Annotated in this window: 16 protein-coding genes; 5 read left to right on the top strand and 11 right to left on the bottom strand. The window is 63.8% G+C overall.

Annotated features, from left to right (window positions below; translation table 11 throughout):
* On the bottom strand, positions 1-291 hold a 291-nt coding region (locus B3873_RS05355; RefSeq protein WP_286864471.1), incomplete at its 3' end, for a peptide deformylase.
* A 303-nt stretch (positions 292-594) separates the two neighbouring features.
* Between B3873_RS05355 and dprA the strand changes: the two genes are divergently transcribed.
* From dprA to B3873_RS05340, 3 genes are all read left to right on the top strand, one after another.
* Complete coding sequence (gene dprA, locus B3873_RS05350; RefSeq protein WP_286864469.1) at positions 595-1,740, top strand: DNA-processing protein DprA; 1,146 nt, start codon at positions 595-597, stop codon at positions 1,738-1,740.
* Positions 1,741-1,826: 86 nt separating this feature from the next.
* On the top strand, positions 1,827-2,303 hold the full coding sequence (locus tag B3873_RS05345) for a DUF494 family protein (protein WP_034339991.1): 477 nt from the start codon (positions 1,827-1,829) through the stop codon (positions 2,301-2,303).
* Between the two features lie 402 nt (positions 2,304-2,705).
* A complete protein-coding gene (locus tag B3873_RS05340) occupies positions 2,706-5,384 on the top strand; it encodes a DNA topoisomerase III (RefSeq protein WP_286864466.1) in 2,679 nt (892 codons plus the stop codon).
* 87 nt (positions 5,385-5,471) lie between these two features.
* On the opposite strand, the gene B3873_RS05335 is transcribed toward B3873_RS05340, so the two are convergent.
* Positions 5,472-6,248, bottom strand: coding sequence for an exodeoxyribonuclease III (locus tag B3873_RS05335; RefSeq protein WP_039790188.1), 777 nt, complete (start codon positions 6,246-6,248; stop codon positions 5,472-5,474).
* A gap of 174 nt (positions 6,249-6,422) precedes the next feature.
* Between B3873_RS05335 and pyrE the strand changes: the two genes are divergently transcribed.
* Positions 6,423-7,082 carry an orotate phosphoribosyltransferase gene (pyrE, locus tag B3873_RS05330; protein ID WP_008333588.1) on the top strand — a complete coding sequence of 220 codons (660 nt, stop codon included), beginning with the start codon at positions 6,423-6,425 and terminating at the stop codon, positions 7,080-7,082.
* A 90-nt stretch (positions 7,083-7,172) separates the two neighbouring features.
* On the opposite strand, the gene B3873_RS05325 is transcribed toward pyrE, so the two are convergent.
* The 6 genes from B3873_RS05325 to B3873_RS05300 all read right to left on the bottom strand — a co-directional run bounded on the left by B3873_RS05325 (position 7,173) and on the right by B3873_RS05300 (position 11,590).
* Positions 7,173-7,673, bottom strand: a complete 501-nt coding sequence (locus B3873_RS05325) for a signal transduction histidine kinase (protein WP_034340000.1) — start codon at positions 7,671-7,673, stop codon at positions 7,173-7,175.
* A 215-nt stretch (positions 7,674-7,888) separates the two neighbouring features.
* Positions 7,889-8,413 (bottom strand): peroxiredoxin family protein, encoded by a 525-nt coding sequence (locus B3873_RS05320; protein ID WP_286864461.1) that lies wholly within the window; start codon positions 8,411-8,413, stop codon positions 7,889-7,891.
* Positions 8,414-8,579: 166 nt separating this feature from the next.
* A complete protein-coding gene (locus B3873_RS05315) occupies positions 8,580-9,239 on the bottom strand; it encodes a BON domain-containing protein (protein ID WP_039782950.1) in 660 nt (219 codons plus the stop codon).
* Positions 9,232-9,828, bottom strand: coding sequence for a phosphoheptose isomerase (locus B3873_RS05310; RefSeq protein ID WP_039782952.1), 597 nt, complete (start codon positions 9,826-9,828; stop codon positions 9,232-9,234). Before B3873_RS05310 ends, B3873_RS05315 begins: the two co-directional genes overlap by 8 nt.
* 123 nt (positions 9,829-9,951) lie before the next feature.
* Positions 9,952-10,320 (bottom strand): YraN family protein, encoded by a 369-nt coding sequence (locus tag B3873_RS05305; protein ID WP_286864458.1) that lies wholly within the window; start codon positions 10,318-10,320, stop codon positions 9,952-9,954.
* Positions 10,321-10,327: 7 nt separating this feature from the next.
* Positions 10,328-11,590, bottom strand: coding sequence for a penicillin-binding protein activator (locus B3873_RS05300; RefSeq protein WP_286864455.1), 1,263 nt, complete (start codon positions 11,588-11,590; stop codon positions 10,328-10,330).
* Positions 11,591-11,603: 13 nt separating this feature from the next.
* On the opposite strand from B3873_RS05300, the gene rsmI reads away from it, so the two are divergent.
* The gene (gene rsmI / locus B3873_RS05295; protein WP_286864452.1) at positions 11,604-12,518 is read left to right on the top strand and encodes a 16S rRNA (cytidine(1402)-2'-O)-methyltransferase; all 915 of its coding nucleotides are present in this window, start codon (positions 11,604-11,606) and stop codon (positions 12,516-12,518) included.
* Positions 12,519-12,661: 143 nt separating this feature from the next.
* Here the strand turns inward: rsmI and B3873_RS05290 are convergent, their stop codons facing one another.
* From B3873_RS05290 to B3873_RS05280, 3 genes are all read right to left on the bottom strand, one after another.
* Positions 12,662-13,870, bottom strand: a complete 1,209-nt coding sequence (locus B3873_RS05290; protein ID WP_252696735.1) for a septal ring lytic transglycosylase RlpA family protein — start codon at positions 13,868-13,870, stop codon at positions 12,662-12,664.
* A 174-nt stretch (positions 13,871-14,044) separates the two neighbouring features.
* Positions 14,045-15,154 (bottom strand): rod shape-determining protein RodA, encoded by a 1,110-nt coding sequence (gene rodA / locus B3873_RS05285; protein WP_034340689.1) that lies wholly within the window; start codon positions 15,152-15,154, stop codon positions 14,045-14,047.
* 40 nt (positions 15,155-15,194) lie between these two features.
* A partial coding sequence (locus tag B3873_RS05280; RefSeq protein ID WP_286864444.1) for a penicillin-binding transpeptidase domain-containing protein occupies positions 15,195-15,680 on the bottom strand: 486 nt, incomplete at its 5' end.

Raw genomic sequence — 15,680 nt, 5'->3', positions numbered from 1 at the left:
GCCGGGCACCGACAGGCAGCCTTCGTCGTAGACGCGCTTCTCTTCGCTGGCCCAAAGGATCTCGGGGTTGATGAAGACCTGCAGGTTCTTGCCTTCATCGGAGACGTCGATGACCACCACCTGTTCATGCACATCCACCTGGCTGGCCGCCAGGCCCACGCCGGGGGCGGCATACATGGTCTCGGCCATGTCGGCCACCAGCTTCTTGATGCGCTCGTCGAAGACGGTTACGGGGACCGCAACCTTGTGCAGGCGCGGATCGGGATAACGGAGGATGTTCAGCAGGGCCATACGTGTGTTCTCGGTAAGCTTGGGGTTCGGTCTCGGGGGACCTGGTTCGGGCCGGATCTCGTCATTTTGCGAGCGTGCGGGAAATTCATTTCGGGATTTGTCATGTAAATGCGGCCGAAGCGCGACGCTTCAAGCACGGCCACCGCACAATGCCGGTCCTGGCAGGCCTGTGCGGCGTGGCGCGGCGGCCAGGAGATTCCCGTTTTTTGGAAAAGTGTATCACAGCCCGCCACAGGCCCGCCCGGAGAGCCGCGCCGCACGGCCTTGAGCGGGCGGCCGATGTACAACACTTCATCTATCCTCATGCAAGAGCCTTTCCACGACACTATTGCCGATCCGGCCACAGAACTGGCTGCCTGGCTGCGCCTGGCCATGACCGAGGGCATCGGGCCGGTACTGGCGCGCCGGCTGCTGGCGGTGTTCGGTTTGCCGCAGGGCATCTGGCAGGCCGATCAGGCGGCCTTGCGGGCGGTGGTGCCGGCCCCGGTGGCGGCCCGCCTGGTGTGCGCGCCGACCGCACAGCAGCATGAGCGCATCGCCGCCACGCTGGCCTGGGTGCAGGTGCCGGGCCAATCGGTCATCACGCTGGCCGATGCAAGCTATCCGCCGGGCTTGCTGCAGATTGCCGATCCTCCCTTGTTGATCTACGTGCGCGGCAATCCGGCACTGCTGTCGGGCAATGCGCTGGCGGTGGTGGGCAGCCGCAATGCCACGGCGCAGGGAGTGCAGCATGCGGGCCGGTTTTCGGAGGAGCTCAGCCGTGCGGGCATCACCATCGTCTCCGGACTGGCGCTGGGCATCGACGCCGCGGCCCATGCCGGCGGATTGGCCGGGCCGGGCTCGACGGTGGCGGTCATCGGTACCGGCATCGACCTGGATTATCCGCAGCGCAATCGCGCGCTGGCACAACGCATCGCCGAGGGCGGCTGCATCGTCAGCGAATATGCGCTGGGCACGCCGCCGCTGGCAGCCAACTTTCCGCGCCGCAACCGCCTGATCTCGGGCTTGTCGCGCGCCGTGCTGGTGGTGGAGGCGGCGGCCCGGTCGGGTTCGCTCATCACCGCGCGCATGGCGGCCGAGCAGGGGCGGGATGTGTTTGCCATTCCGGGGTCGATCCACGCGCCGCTGTCCAAGGGTTGCCATCAACTGATCCGGCAAGGGGCCAAGCTGGTCGAGACCACGCAGGATATTCTTGATGAGCTGCCCGGCTGGTCCACATTGCCGAAGCAGCAAGCTGTTGTGCAGGCAACTTCGTCGCGCGCCATGGAAGAGCTCGATGCGGCAAGCCAACAGTTATTGCAGAGCCTGGGCCATGACCCGGTCGATGCCGATACCCTCGCGTTGCGCTGCGGCCTTGATGCAGCGGGCCTGGCAGGGAGTTTGCTAACCCTGGAACTGCAGGGTTGGGTGGAGCTGCTGCCGGGTGCACGTTATCGTCGCATCGTGTGAAGAAATTATCCCCGCATCGCCGCAAATCCTGCCATACTGGCCTTGGCTGACTTGTACATTCATAACCTTCGCGATAGAGTACGAACATGTTTGATGTCCTCGTTTACCTGTACGAAACCTACTATCGCCCTGATGCCTGCCCCGAACCCGAGGCGCTCGTCAAAAAGTTGTCCGCGATCGGTTTCGAAGAAGATGAAATCTCCCAGGCACTCGGATGGCTGACTGATCTTGAAGTCGCCAATCACGAATTCGCCGACAACTATCCCCGACAGACCGCCTTTTCCTTCGGTACGCGCATCTATGCGACCCAGGAAAGTGACATTCTGGGCGTGGAAGCCATCGGTTTCATCCAGTTCCTCGAATCGGCCAAGATGCTGGACCCGATCCAGCGCGAGATCGTCATCGAGCGCGCCCTGGCCGCCGGTGAAGCGCCGATCACCCTGGAAAAACTCAAGGTCATCGTATTGATGGTGCTGTGGAGCCAGGGCAAGGAACCGGACGGCCTGATGTTCGAGGAGCTGTTCCTCGACGAAGACGATACCGAACCGCGCCTGCTGCACTGAACGCACCGGCCTGGCACGAGCGACAGGGCTGGGAGGGAGCCTTGCTGACAACGTGCTGACGCCGCATCCCGGCGCTGTTGCTTCATTTCAAGCCAATTCGGCATGAATGAACATAAAAGCCGCCGAAAGCGCATGAATCACCGAAACGGCAAGCCCTTGTGCTTGCCGTTTCATTTGCATCACGCTTATCATTCCCCCGCATTGGCCTGATATTGGCTACTATATAAAAATTCCGTTGTCCACAGGCAATGAAACGCCGGCCACTTGCGTAGCTTGCCGCCGCCTATCGTTGACCGCCTGGGATGGCATGGTGTTGTTTCGGAGCAGTCCGGCCCCACGTGAGGCTGATGCGACTCCCGCAGCACACCAGCAACTGACCTCTCACTACCGAGACCCATACCTATGAGCAAGACCCTCATCATTGCCGAGAAGCCCTCTGTCGCGAACGACATCGCGAAGACGCTCGGCGGCTTCACCAAGCACGATGAGTATTTCGAATCCGACGAGTACATCCTGTCCTCGGCCGTCGGTCACCTGCTGGAAATCGCAGTCCCCGAGGAATACGACGTCAAGCGCGGCAAGTGGAGTTTTACCCACCTGCCGATGATTCCGCCGCACTTTGCGCTCAATCCGATTGCCAAGACCGAGTCGCGCCTGAAGGTGCTCTCCAAGCTCATCAAGCGCAAGGATGTGACCACCCTCATCAACGCATGTGACGCGGGCCGCGAAGGTGAACTGATCTTCCGTCTGATCGCGCAATACACCAAGGCCAAGCAGCCGGTGAAGCGCCTGTGGCTGCAATCGATGACGCCCGGCGCCATCCGCGAGGGCTTCGCCCATCTGCGCGATGATGAAGAAATGCTCCCGCTGGCCAATGCCGCGCGCTGCCGCAGCGAAGCTGACTGGCTGATCGGCATCAATGGCACCCGTGCCATGACCGCCTTCAACTCCAAGGAAGGCGGCTTCTATCTGACCACCGTGGGCCGCGTGCAGACGCCGACCCTGTCCATCGTGGTCGAGCGTGAAGAGAAGATCAAGAAGTTCATCCCGCGTGACTACTGGGAAGTGCACGCCGAATTCGTCTGCGCTGCCGGCATCTACAAGGGCCGCTGGCTGGACAAGGGTCACAAGAAGGATGAAGCCGATCCCGAGAAGCGCCCCGAGCGCCTGTGGAGCAAAGCCGCTGCCGATTCCATCGTGGCCGCCTGCCGCGACAAGCCGGGCAATGTCACCGAGGAATCCAAGCCGACCACGCAGATGTCGCCGGGCCTGTTCGACCTGACCAGCCTGCAGCGCGAGGCCAACTCGCGCTTCGGATTCTCGGCCAAGAACACCCTGGGCCTGGCCCAGGCGCTGTATGAAAAGCACAAGGTGCTGACCTATCCGCGTACCGACTCGCGCCACCTGCCCGAGGACTACATCAACACGGTCAAGGACACCATGGAGGCGCTGGCGGAGAACAACAACTACCACCAGTTCTCCAAGCAGATCCTGAAGCAAGGCTGGGTCAAGCCGAACAAGCGCATCTTCGACAACACCAAGATCAGCGACCACTTCGCCATCATCCCGACTACCCAGGTGCCCAAGAACCTGTCGGAGCCGGAACAGAAGCTCTACGACCTGGTGACGCGCCGCTTCATGGCGGTGTTCTTCCCGCCGGCCGAGTTCCAGGTGACCACCCGCTTCACGGAAGTGTCGGGCCACCAGTTCAAGAGCGAAGGCAAAGTGATGATCAACCCCGGCTGGCTGGCCATCTACGGCAAGCAGGTCGAGGAAGACGACAAGGACAAGGAAGGCAGCGGCAACCTGGTGGCCGTGGCCCCGGGCGAGAAGGTCAAGACCGACAAGGTCACCGCCAACGGCCTGGTCACGAAGCCGCCTGCCCGCTACACCGAAGCCACGCTGCTGTCGGCCATGGAAGGCGCGGGCAAGCTGGTGGATTCGGATGAGCTGCGCGAAGCCATGGCCGGCAAGGGCCTGGGCACGCCAGCCACGCGTGCGGCCATCATCGAAGGCCTGCTCAACGAAAAGTACCTGCTGCGCGAAGGCCGCGAAATGATGCCCACCGCCAAGGCCTTCCAGCTGATGACGCTGCTGCACGGCCTGGGCGTGGATGAACTGACCGAACCTGAACTGACCGGCGAGTGGGAGCACAAGCTGGCCCAGATGGAGCGCGGCAAGATCAGCCGTGACGAGTTCATGCGCGAGATCGCGCAGATGACCCAGATCATCGTCAAGCGCGCCAAGGAATACGACAACGACACCATCCCCGGCGACTATGCGACGCTGCAGACGCCTTGCCCCAACTGCGGTGGCGTGGTGAAGGAAAATTACCGTCGCTTCGCCTGCACCAAGTGCGAATTCTCGATGAGCAAGGTGCCCGGTGGCCGCCAGTTCGAAATCGCCGAAGTGGAAGAGCTGCTGCAGAACCGCACCATCGGTCCGCTGCAGGGCTTCCGCTCCAAGATGGGCCGTCCGTTTGCGGCCATCCTGAAGATTTCGCGCGACGAAGAGATCAAGAACTTCAAGCTGGAATTCGACTTCGGCCAGGACCAGGCTGATGGCGAAGGCGGCGAGCCGGTGGACTTCAGCGAGCAGACCCCGCTGGGCGCCTGCCCCAAGTGCGGCAGCGGCGTCTACGAAATGGGCCTGGCCTATGTCTGCGAGAAGACCGTGGCCAAGCCCAAGGCTTGCGACTTCCGCAGCAGCCGCATCATCCTGCAGCAGGAAATCCTGCCGGAGCAGATGGCCAAGCTTTTGAACGACGGCAAGACCGACCTGCTGCCGGGCTTCATCTCGCAACGGACGCGCCGGCCTTTCAAGGCCTTCCTGGTGCGTGGCAAGGATGGCAAGATCAGCTTCGAGTTCGAGGAACGCAAGGCCAAAGCTCCCGCCAAGGGCAAGGCTGCCGCAGCGGCCGCCGATGACGGTGCCGACGAGGCAGTAGCCAAGCCGGCCGCCAAGAAGACGGCGACCAAGACGGCCGCCAAGACCACGGCCACCAAGACCAAGGCGGCAGCGGCCAAGAAGCCGGCCCTGCGCAAGGCGACGCCGAAGAAGGCCGCGGCTCCGGACGCCTGATCCTCCGGCGGCCAGAAACGAAAAAGCCCTCGCACTTCACGGTGCGAGGGCTTTTTCTTGGCGAGGCCGATCTGGTTCGGCGGCTGCTTAGTCGCTGTACACGACCGTCAGCGGCGCATGATCCGAAAAGCGCTGTTCCTTGTAGATCGCTGCACTCACCGCCTTGGCCGCAATGCCCGGCGTGGAGACGTGGTAATCGATACGCCATCCCACGTTGTTGGCCCAGGCCTGGCCGCGGTTGCTCCACCAGGTGTAGGCTTCGCCGGTGGTTTCCGGATGCAGGCGGCGATACACGTCCACCAGCCCCAGCTGGTCGAAGATGCGCGTCATCCAGGCGCGTTCTTCCGGCAAGAAGCCCGAATTCTTCTGGTTGCTCTTCCAGTTCTTCAGGTCGATTTCCTTGTGGGCGATGTTCCAGTCGCCGCAGATGACCACTTCGCGGCCGCTCTTTTCCAACTCCATCAGGTGCGGCAGGAAGGCTTCCATGAAGCGGAACTTGGCTTCCTGGCGTTCCTCGCTGGAGGAACCCGAGGGCGCATAGAGCGAGATCACGGTCAGGTCGCCGTAGTCGCATTCGACATAGCGGCCTTCGTCATCGAATTCGGTATTGCCGAAGCCGATGCGCACCGAATCCGGCTGGCGGCGGCTGTAGACGCCCACGCCCGAGTAGCCCTTCTTCTGGGCATAGTGGAAATGGCCGACATAGCCGGCCGGGGCCAGGAAGTCTTCGGTCATGTCGGCCGCCTGGGCCTTCAGTTCCTGCACGCAGACGAAGTCCGGCGCTTCCTTTTGCAGCCACTCGAAGAAGCCCTTCTTGGCGGCTGAACGGATTCCGTTGAGGTTGGCGGAGACGATTTTTGGCATGGATGTCCTGTTTGCTTGCTGCAGAAGTGTGTTCAATCAGGCCGGTAGCATAACCGATAGGATGAATCATTTAAAATGGCGGCCTGATGAAGGCTTTGCCACCGCGCTGCCTTGCCCGGCGGCAAGCGGGCGCGGTCCGCACCTTCCGTTTTGACTCTTCCCGGGAAATGCATTGTGAGCAACTTGAGACAGGAATTCATCGAATTCGCCGTATCGGCCGGCGTGCTGCGCTTTGGCGAATTCGTCACCAAGGCGGGCCGTACCTCGCCTTACTTCTTCAACGCCGGCCTCTTCAGCGAGGGCGCGACCCTGGCCCAGGTGGCCCGCTTCTACGCCCAGACCCTGCAGGATTCGGGCGTGGAATATGACATGCTGTTCGGCCCCGCCTACAAGGGCATCACCCTGGCTTCGGCCACCGCGGTGGCGCTGGCCGGCATGGGCCGCAATGTCCCCTTCGCCTTCAACCGCAAGGAAGCCAAGGACCACGGCGAAGGCGGCACCATCGTCGGCGCCAAGCTGCAGGGCAAGGTCGTCATCATCGATGACGTCATCTCGGCCGGCACTTCGGTGCGCGAGTCGGTGGACATGATCCGCGCCGCCGGTGCCACCCCTTGCGCCGTGCTGATCGCACTGGACCGCATGGAGCGCTCGGGCAAGGATGGCGCACTCTCCGAGCTGTCGGCCGTGCAGGAAGTGGCGCGCGAGTACGACATGCCGGTCATCTCCATCGGCAACCTCAATGACCTCTTCGAGTACATCTCCAACGGCGGCGATGCCCGCCTGAGCCAGTACAAGGATGCGGTGGCAGCGTATCGGACCCGTTACGGCGTCTAAGTGCCTCGGAAATGCCGCTAAAAGGCATTAAATGAAGAAAAAGGCTGGATCCGCGAGGTTCCAGCCTTTTTTGCGTGCGCGTTGGAAGGTTTATGCCAAATTCTGAGGTACGGTGGTCACGCGCTGGCGCTGCAGGCGGTCATCGAGCTCCCCGACCTGGGCCGCGACGGCGTTCTCGGTCTGTTCCACGCGCTGGTGGATGTCACGCTGCAAGGCATCCAGGCGCTGTGCCAGCAGGGTTTGCTGTTCGGTCTGGCGGCGTTGCAGCTGTTCCAGCTCGGTCTTCAGGTAGCCGCGCAGGTCGTTGAAGCGCGAATGCTCGGCCTGGTCGGCCAGGGCGCGCTGGGCTTCCAGCTGCTTGGTCAGGCGGCGGCTTTCCAGCATCACGCTGGTCTGCAGGGCCAGGATGTAGAGCAGGAAGAAGGCCGTCAGCACCACCACCACGCCCAGCATCACCGCGCCCAGCGGTGCCTGGAATTCGGTGTAGATCAGCGAGAGCGTGGTCGTGGCCGTAAAGGCCGTCCAGTTGACGGCGGCAAAGATGGCGACCAGCGCCAGCAGCACGATGAGGAAAATGGTCCGGAATTTCATGGTGGCCTCCTTGTGTTGTCGATGTTGTCCAGGATGTCGGCAGGCACCTGCATCAATAGGCGCTTGTCTTGGCAACAATATGAATTTCTTGGACTGCGGCAAGGGCGGGGATGTTCCTTGTTAATTGTCACCCTGCCAATTTTCATCACAACGACGGACATGAAAAAGCCGGCATCAAGCCGGCTTTCAAGGGGGGAGGGGCGAGCGGTACGGGCTCAGGCCGCCAGCGCCTTTTCCAGCAACTGGTGCAGTTCGGCGAACTGCGGCTCACCGACGTAGCGCTTGATGATGTTGCCATCCTTGCCGATGACGAAGGTGGTCGGGGTCAGCTTGACGTCGCCGAAGGCCTTGGCCAGCGTGTCTTGCGGGTCCAGTGCGACCTTGAAGGGCAGCTTGCGGGTTTCGGTGTAGTTCAGCACGTAGTTGGGCGGGTCATAGCTCATGGCGACGGCCACGAAGTCCAGCCCACGGTCCTTGAACTTGTTGTAGGTGTCTATCATCTGCGGCATCTCGCCCACGCAGGTGGTGCAGCTGGTGGCCCAGAAATTGACCATGACCACCTTGCCGCGCAGGTCTTTCAGCGCAACTTGCTGGCCATCGAGCTTGGTGAAGGTGACGTCGGGCGCGGCATTGCCGGCATTGACCTTGAAATAGGCGAGGGCGGCGACTGCAGCCACCACGAGGATGGCTGCCAGCTTGATCATGAGACCGCTCTTGGGCGCGTTGGCCTGTGCTTGCATGGGAAACTCCGGATCCGGACTGCGGGAAGAGGCCCGCTACTGCATACGGCAGCCTCGTTGAACTGAAGCATTATAGACCTCGCCGCAGAATCCTGCGGGCGGCCGCTCTATGTGAAAACCGCCGGACTCGCCGGCGGTTTGACCTGCATCAGCTACGCAGCTGCCATCAGCTGGTGGACTTGTTCTCGCTGGCCGGCTTGCGCTGGTAGTCCTTCAGTTCGTCCTCGGTGATGTATTCGAACAGGGTCACGACCTTGTTCACACCGGAGACGCCGCTGGCGATCTGCGCCGCACGCTGGCCTTCACGCTGGGTCACGCGGCCCAGCATGTAGACGATGCCGCGCTCGGTGGTGATCTTGAAGGCGCTGGAGTACAGCGTCTTGTCGTCCACCAGGCTGGCCAGGACCTTGCTGGTGATGAGCGCATCGCTGGAGCGCGAACCGAAGCTGGAGGACGGGCCCACTTCCAGTTCGTTGTACACCGTGTCGACGTTCTGGATGGCCTTGGTTTCACGCTCGGCGGCGGCCTTGGAGGCTTCGTCCGGCACTTCGCCCGAGAGCAGCACCTTGCGGTTGAAGGCCGTCACGTTGACGTGGGAGCCGGAGGCCACCACTTCGGGAATGCGGGCTTCGCCCTTGACCACGATGGACTTGTCTTCCGTCTGCGCCCCCAGGGTGCGGCGGTCGGTGGCGGCGAAGGTGGTGGCCAGCGCACCGCCGGCAAACACCGCAAAACAACCCTGCAGGCTCAGGGCCACCATGCCGCCAAGGGCCACGGCCGCCAACGGACGGCGCAGGCGGGTCAACAAGGATCGTGCATCATTCATTCGCATCATCTCCAAAAAGCGCGACGTCGATACCGTCGCAAATGCAGTGCAGCGACACCAGATGCACTTCCTGGATGCGCGCAGTGCGTTCATGCGGCACACAGATATGCACATCGGCGTCGGTCAGGATCTTGCCGATCTTGCCGCCACCCTTGCCGGTCAGGGCCACCACGCGCATGTCGCGTTCGTGCGCCACTTCGATGGCGGCCAGGATGTTGCCCGAATTGCCCGAGGTCGAGAAGGCCAGCAGGATGTCGCCGGCCTGGCCGAAGGCCTGGACTTGCTTCGAGAAGATTTCCTGGTAGCTGTAGTCGTTGCCGACGGCGGTGAGGATGGACGTATCGGTGGTCAGCGCCAGGGCCGGCAGCGGCAGGCGCTCACGTTCGAAGCGGCCCACCAGTTCGGCGGCGAAGTGCTGGCTGTCGGCAGCCGATCCGCCATTGCCACAGGCAAGAATCTTGTTGCCATTCGACAGTGCAGTGAACATTAGTTCAATCGCCTGTTCGATCGGTTGGGCCAGAACACTGGCGGCCTTCATCTTCAGGTCGGCGCTTTCCTGGAAATGGGCGAGGATGCGGGGATTTGTCATAGTGCCTGCGATTATAGAGGACTTGAACGCGGCCAAGTCCGGGCAATTCGTAAAGAGAAGTTTCCGGAATCCGGTCGCACATGATACGCCAGCGGCCCGTTGTCGCGCCAAAACAGCCGCTGCTCAGGCCTCGATGGCGTTGCGCAGCCACTGCAACCGGCCGCCTTCCACCGTCACCACGTCGAAGCGGCAGGCCGGCAGGCGCGCTTGTCCTTGCAGCCAGACCTGGGCGGCCACCAGCAGGCGCCGCTGCTTGGCCGGCGTGACGCTGGCGGCCGCACCGCCATAGGCGCTACTGGCGCGGGCGCGCACTTCCACGAAGACGATGGTGCTGCCCTCACGCAGGATCAGGTCGATCTCGCCGCCCTTGCAGCGGAAATTGCGCTGCTCCAGCTGCAGGCCCTGCGCCTGCAGGTAGGCCAGCGCCCGGTCCTCGCCATCGTCCCCGGTACGCTGGCGCGCCGTGCGCCGCAGCAGGCTGCCTGGCGCCACGATGGCCTCAGTACTGGTCGGCCATCGGCACCGGCCAGCCATCCTGGTAGACGGCCTGGGTTTCCTGGCGCTGGAAGAAGGTGGTGCCGCCGCTGACCATGTTCACGTTCAGCCGGCCGGTGACGCCGTCGATGTCGAAGCCGGATTGCTTCTGGGCGATGCCGTAGGCCACCCGGTAGGCATCGATGCCCAGGGCGTACAGGCGTGCCAGGTCGGGATTGGGGCGCTCGTTGTCATTGACGGCCGGGCGCGGGTAGCGGGCCACGGCCATGTTGTCCGGCTGCAACTGCCAGGGGATGTCGATGAGGCGCACGCCATCGAGCTCCGGCAGCTTGTCGTTGGGGTTGTCGCGCTTGAGGGTGTAGGGATTGATCTGCGAAGTGCCGTACAGCGGCAGGTCGTTGCCCACGGCGCTGCGCAGTTGCACGGTCTGCGCCGCATCCAGGGCGACGAAGATCAGGGCCGGCTTTTCCTGCTCCACACGCTTGGCCAGTTGCGCCAGGCCGGGGGCGGAGAGGGCGTTGGAGGGCGTGCTCAGTTCCAGCGTTTCCACCTGCAGGCCAAGCTGGCGCGCGCGCAGCTGGAAAGAGCGGGCGGCGCGCTTCTGCCAGGCAGTGCCGGTGGAGATGGCGAAAATCTTGCCGGGGGCCTTTTCCTTCTCGACCCAGTTGGCGACCTGGCGCGCTTCCTCGTCGATGGACAGGCCCACGGCCAGCATCTGCGGCGGCAACTGCAATTCGGTTTCGCCATTCATGTCGGGCTGCGCCAGCGCCACCGTGGGTTTGCTCACGCGGCCACTCTGCGCCACGGCGGTGACGGCGCTGCGCGAGAGCGGGCCGACCACGATGTCGAACTTGGCGGACGCGTCGTCATAGGCGCGCTGCATGTCAGGCGCGGAGTCGCCGGTCTCGACGATGGCCAGCTGGATATTTTCCTTCTGGCGCGAATAGGCCGTCAGGAAGCCCGTGCGCACGGCATCGGAAGCCGCGCCGAAGGCACCGCTGCGCGAGGGCAGCAGCAGGGCCACGCGCACGGGTGTCGGGGTTGCGGGTGGCGGCACAGCGGGTGCGCCGATGGCAGCCGATTCCATCTCGGGGGAGGTGCCCGGCGGCAGGGCCAGCGGGGCGGGGTCGACCGTGCCAGGCGTGGCAGCCTGGGCCAGCAGAGGTACACTGTCGGCTGCTGCGGCGCCAGCCGGCATCATCCATGGTGCCAGCATGCCTGCCAGCAGGGCCGCTTGCGCGGTCATTTTCTTCCAACTTGTGAACATCCCGCCCCCTCCAATGAATCAGAATTCCAGCGTCGCCGCCTCCATCCTGCAGGATGCCGCCCAGCAAAGCTATCCGGTGTCGGCATTATATGTGCTGGCCACGCCCATCGGAAACGTCTGCGACATCACCCTGCGCGGCCTGCATGTGCTGGCCATTGCTGACGCGGTGGCCTGCGAGGATACCCGCAATACCAGCCAGTTGCTGCAGCGTTATGGCCTTTCCAAGCAGTTGCTGGCAACCCACGAACACAATGAGCGCGAAGCCGCCGCCAAGATCATCGAACGCCTGCAGGCCGGCCAGCGCGTGGCCCTGGTCTCGGACGCCGGTACCCCGGCCATCTCCGACCCCGGCGCCCGTGTAGTGGACGCCGTGCGCGCCGCAGGGTTCCAGGTCATCGCCTTGCCCGGTGCCTCGGCGGCGGTGACGGCCTTGTCGGCTTCGGGCCTGACCGATGCCCGCTTCCACTTCGTCGGCTTCCTGCCAGCCAAGACCCGCCAGCGTGAGACCGCCTTGCAGGAACTGGTGGCGCTGCAGGCCGCGCTGGTGTTCTATGAAGCCCCGCACCGCATCGTCGAGACCGTGCAGTCCATGCTGCAGGTCTTCGGCCCCACCCGCCAGGTGGTGCTGGCGCGCGAGCTGACCAAACTCTTCGAGCACATCCACCGCTGCCCGCTGGGCGAGGCCGTGGCCTGGCTGGAGCAGGATGCCAACCGCCAGCGCGGGGAATTCGTGGTCTTGCTGGAAGGGGCGCAGCCGGTCGAGGGGGAAGATGCCGAGGGCGAGCGCGTCTTGCGCATCCTGCTGGAAGAGTTGCCGGTCAAGCAGGCGGCGGCATTGGCCGCGCAGATCACCGGCCAGAAAAAGAATGCCTTGTATGAACGCGCCCTGCAGATCCGCCAAGACGCGCAAGAGGACGAGGACGCCTGAAGCCGCACAGGCCCCCGGTTCAGCCCGTTCGGGCGATCAAATGAAGTTTTTTGCGGGGCACCCCTGCATCGCCCACCACGCCGCCCTGCGTTGAAATGCCTCTGCAGGGCGGATGAAGAAAATTCCCAAAAACCGAACGCGGCTCAACGCTCCACGATGAACGGCGTGCCAGCACTGCGCTGGCGCACCAGCATGGCCGCGTTCTGCGCTGCCGGACGGGTCGGGTAGGGGCCGGCATAGAGGCGATAGAGACCGTTGACCTGCACCGCCTGCATGCTGTCGACGATGCCGGAGAGGCTGGGCAGCAGCTTGTCGCGCGCCACCAGGGCATTGGCTTCCTGCGAGTAGGCACCGAACTGCAGGTAATAGCCGGCCGTCAGCGGCACCGCCTGCGGCATGGCCGGCGAAGGGGCCGAGCCGCTGGCCACGGCATTGATGATGCCACCGCCCCCGGCCATGCCCGCGCCACCGGCGGCGCTGCTGGTGCTGGCGTTGATGGGCTGTACCGCCGCCACGGTCGGCTGCGGTGGCAGGCTTTGCGCGCTGACCGTATTGATTTCCACCGGTCCGGTGGAGACACCCTGCCCACCGGCCCCGGTATCGGCAGCCCGGTTGATCGGATCGGCCGCCGCCAGCGTGGTGCCGCCGCCATTGCGGCGTGCATCGGCCATGCGCTGGGCTTCTTCCGGCAGGATGCGCTCGACTTCCAGCTCGCTGCTGCCGGTGCCGAGGTAGCCGAGCTTGAGCGCGGCCGTGTAGGAGAGGTCGATGATGCGGCTGGAGTGGAAGGGCCCGCGGTCATTGATGCGCACGATGACCTGCTTGCCGGTCTTCAGGTTGGTCACCCGGGCGTAGGACGGGATGGGCAGCGTGGGATGCGCGGCCGTCATCTTGTACATGTCGTAGAGTTCACCCGAAGAGGTCTTCTGGCCATGGAATTTCTTGCCATACCAGCTGCCCACGCCGCGCTGGATGAAGGGCTGGTTGTTGTCCGTGATCGGCACGTAGGTCTTGCCGAACACCGCATAAGGCCGGCTGGCGGCCTTGGAGACCGGTTCCACCTGGGGTTCGGCATCGGCCACGTCCAAGAGGCCATCGGGGATGTGATCGCCGGGGCCGTCATCCTTGTAGTAGCCGCCGCGCCCCGACCCCGCCGCCGGCAGCGCCGGGACGTTGGAGGGCCGGGTACCGGCGGACTTGGTGGGGGTGGCCGGTGCCTGGGCGGTCTGGCGCGGGGCCTGCTGGGTGGTGCCGCAAGCGGCCAGCAGCAAGGGCAGCAGCAGCGTGCCCCAGCGCAGGGCGCGGCCCAGGGAGGCGCGCGGGTGGTGATGGTCTAGAGTGGGTGTTTCCATGGGCTGTCCTTGGTCAACAGTCGATGCGCGGGGCCTGGTGCTTGCGGGTCCCGGCCGGAATGTTCGCAACGATACCAGACTGCAATGCACCGAGGCTGACAACTCGTCAGTACAGCAAGTTCACGAATCCTCGCAAACTTGCCATTAATGCAAGAAGAAAAGTACGCGTTTGGATCAGCTTTGAACCAGTTTGCGATGGCGCTGGATGCTCATCAGGATGCCTGCGCCCAAGCCCAGCGTGACCAGCGCGGTGCCGCCATAGCTCATGAAGGGAAGCGGGACGCCCACCACCGGCAGGATGCCGCTGACCATGCCCATGTTCACGAAGGCATAGGTGAAGAAGATCATCGTGATCGCCCCGCCCAGGAGGCGCGTGAAGAGCGTAGGCGCATTGGCCGTGATCATCAGGCCGCGCCCGATCAGGAGCAGGTACAGCACCAGCAGCACGCAGTTGCCGATCAGTCCGAACTCCTCCGAATAGACCGAGAAAATGAAGTCGGTGGTGCGTTCGGGGATGAATTCCAGGTGCGTCTGGGTGCCCATGAGCCAGCCTTTGCCCGTGACGCCCCCGGAGCCGATGGCAATGGTGGACTGGATGATGTGGAAGCCCTTGCCCAGCGGATCGGAGGTCGGGTCGATGAGCATCATGACGCGCTGGCGCTGGTAATCGTGCATGAAGGACCACACCACCGGCAGGCTGGCCGCGCCTGCCACGAAGAGTCCCAGCAGGATCTTCCAGGGCAGGCCGGCAAAGAAGATGACGTAGAAGCCGGCGGCCAGCACCAGCAGACCGGTGCCCAGGTCGGGCTGGCGGATGATCAGAAAGCCCGGGATCAGGAGCAGGATCGCCGCCACCAGGAAGGCATCCCAGCGCAGCATGCCTTCGCGCTTCTGGAAGTACCAGGCCAGCATGAGCGGCATGGCGATCTTCATGATCTCGGAAGGCTGCACCACCATGCCGATGTTGAGCCAGCGGCGCGAGCCCTTCTTGATGATGCCGAACAGCGCCACCGCGATGAGCAGCGTCACCCCCACCGTATAGACCGGCACGGCCAGCCGCAGCAGCAGCTGGGGCGAGACGTTGGCGGCTACCCACATGACGATGAAGGCCACCAGGATGTTGCGCAGCTGGTCTTCCACCCGGCCGGGGAAGTTCATACCAGCCGAATAGAGGGTGACGATGCCCACCGACAGGATCAGGAACACGATCAGCGACAGCGCGCCGTCGAACACCGTCAGGTGCGGCTTGATGATTTGCCACAGGGGCGGACGTTGCAGGCTCATGCCGGCTCCTCGTGCGTACTGCTTGTTGCGATGTCAGGCCTCATTCCTGCACATCCGGCTGGACGGTCGGCGTATTGCTGCTGCCGGCGTCTTCGGAGGTGGAACCTTCGACCGGGGTATCCGGGCTCACCGCCTCGGGCGCGACCGACTTGATCGGCTCATTGGGGCGCTTGCCCAGCATGAAGTAATCCATGGCCTTGCGCACCAGCGGGGCAGCCACGCCGGCACCCCAGCCACCGTTCTCAACGACGGCCGCAATGGCGATGCGCGGCGCGTCGGCCGGCGCAAAGCCGATGTAGAGGCCGTTGTCGTGGTAGATGCGCGAAAGCTTCTTGGAATCATACTTCTGGTTCTTGGCGATGTTGACCACCTGCGCCGTACCGGTCTTGCCGCCCGACTCGTAGGGCGCGCCCCGGAAGGCGGCTGCGCCCGTACCTTCCTTGACCACGCCTACCATGGCGCGCTTGATGAAGTCGATGTTTTCCTGCTTCAGCGGGGTGCGATAGCTTTCCTTGGGCACGGTCTC

The organism is Herbaspirillum sp. UBA812, assembly GCF_002296545.1.
GTDB classification, from domain to species: domain Bacteria; phylum Pseudomonadota; class Gammaproteobacteria; order Burkholderiales; family Burkholderiaceae_D; genus Herbaspirillum; species Herbaspirillum huttiense.
This window is presented reverse-complemented; position numbering and strand designations above follow the sequence as displayed.

Coding starts and splice junctions, on each gene's coding strand:
- dprA (WP_286864469.1), top strand. CDS start 595: ATGCAAGAGCCTTTCCACGACACTATTGCCGATCCGGCCACAGAACTG.
- B3873_RS05345 (WP_034339991.1), top strand. CDS start 1,827: ATGTTTGATGTCCTCGTTTACCTGTACGAAACCTACTATCGCCCTGAT.
- B3873_RS05340 (WP_286864466.1), top strand. CDS start 2,706: ATGAGCAAGACCCTCATCATTGCCGAGAAGCCCTCTGTCGCGAACGAC.
- B3873_RS05335 (WP_039790188.1), bottom strand. CDS start 6,248: ATGCCAAAAATCGTCTCCGCCAACCTCAACGGAATCCGTTCAGCCGCC.
- B3873_RS05325 (WP_034340000.1), bottom strand. CDS start 7,673: ATGAAATTCCGGACCATTTTCCTCATCGTGCTGCTGGCGCTGGTCGCC.
- B3873_RS05320 (WP_286864461.1), bottom strand. CDS start 8,413: ATGCAAGCACAGGCCAACGCGCCCAAGAGCGGTCTCATGATCAAGCTG.
- B3873_RS05315 (WP_039782950.1), bottom strand. CDS start 9,239: ATGAATGATGCACGATCCTTGTTGACCCGCCTGCGCCGTCCGTTGGCG.
- B3873_RS05310 (WP_039782952.1), bottom strand. CDS start 9,828: ATGACAAATCCCCGCATCCTCGCCCATTTCCAGGAAAGCGCCGACCTG.
- B3873_RS05300 (WP_286864455.1), bottom strand. CDS start 11,590: ATGTTCACAAGTTGGAAGAAAATGACCGCGCAAGCGGCCCTGCTGGCA.
- rsmI (WP_286864452.1), top strand. CDS start 11,604: ATGAATCAGAATTCCAGCGTCGCCGCCTCCATCCTGCAGGATGCCGCC.
- B3873_RS05290 (WP_252696735.1), bottom strand. CDS start 13,870: ATGGAAACACCCACTCTAGACCATCACCACCCGCGCGCCTCCCTGGGC.
- rodA (WP_034340689.1), bottom strand. CDS start 15,154: ATGAGCCTGCAACGTCCGCCCCTGTGGCAAATCATCAAGCCGCACCTG.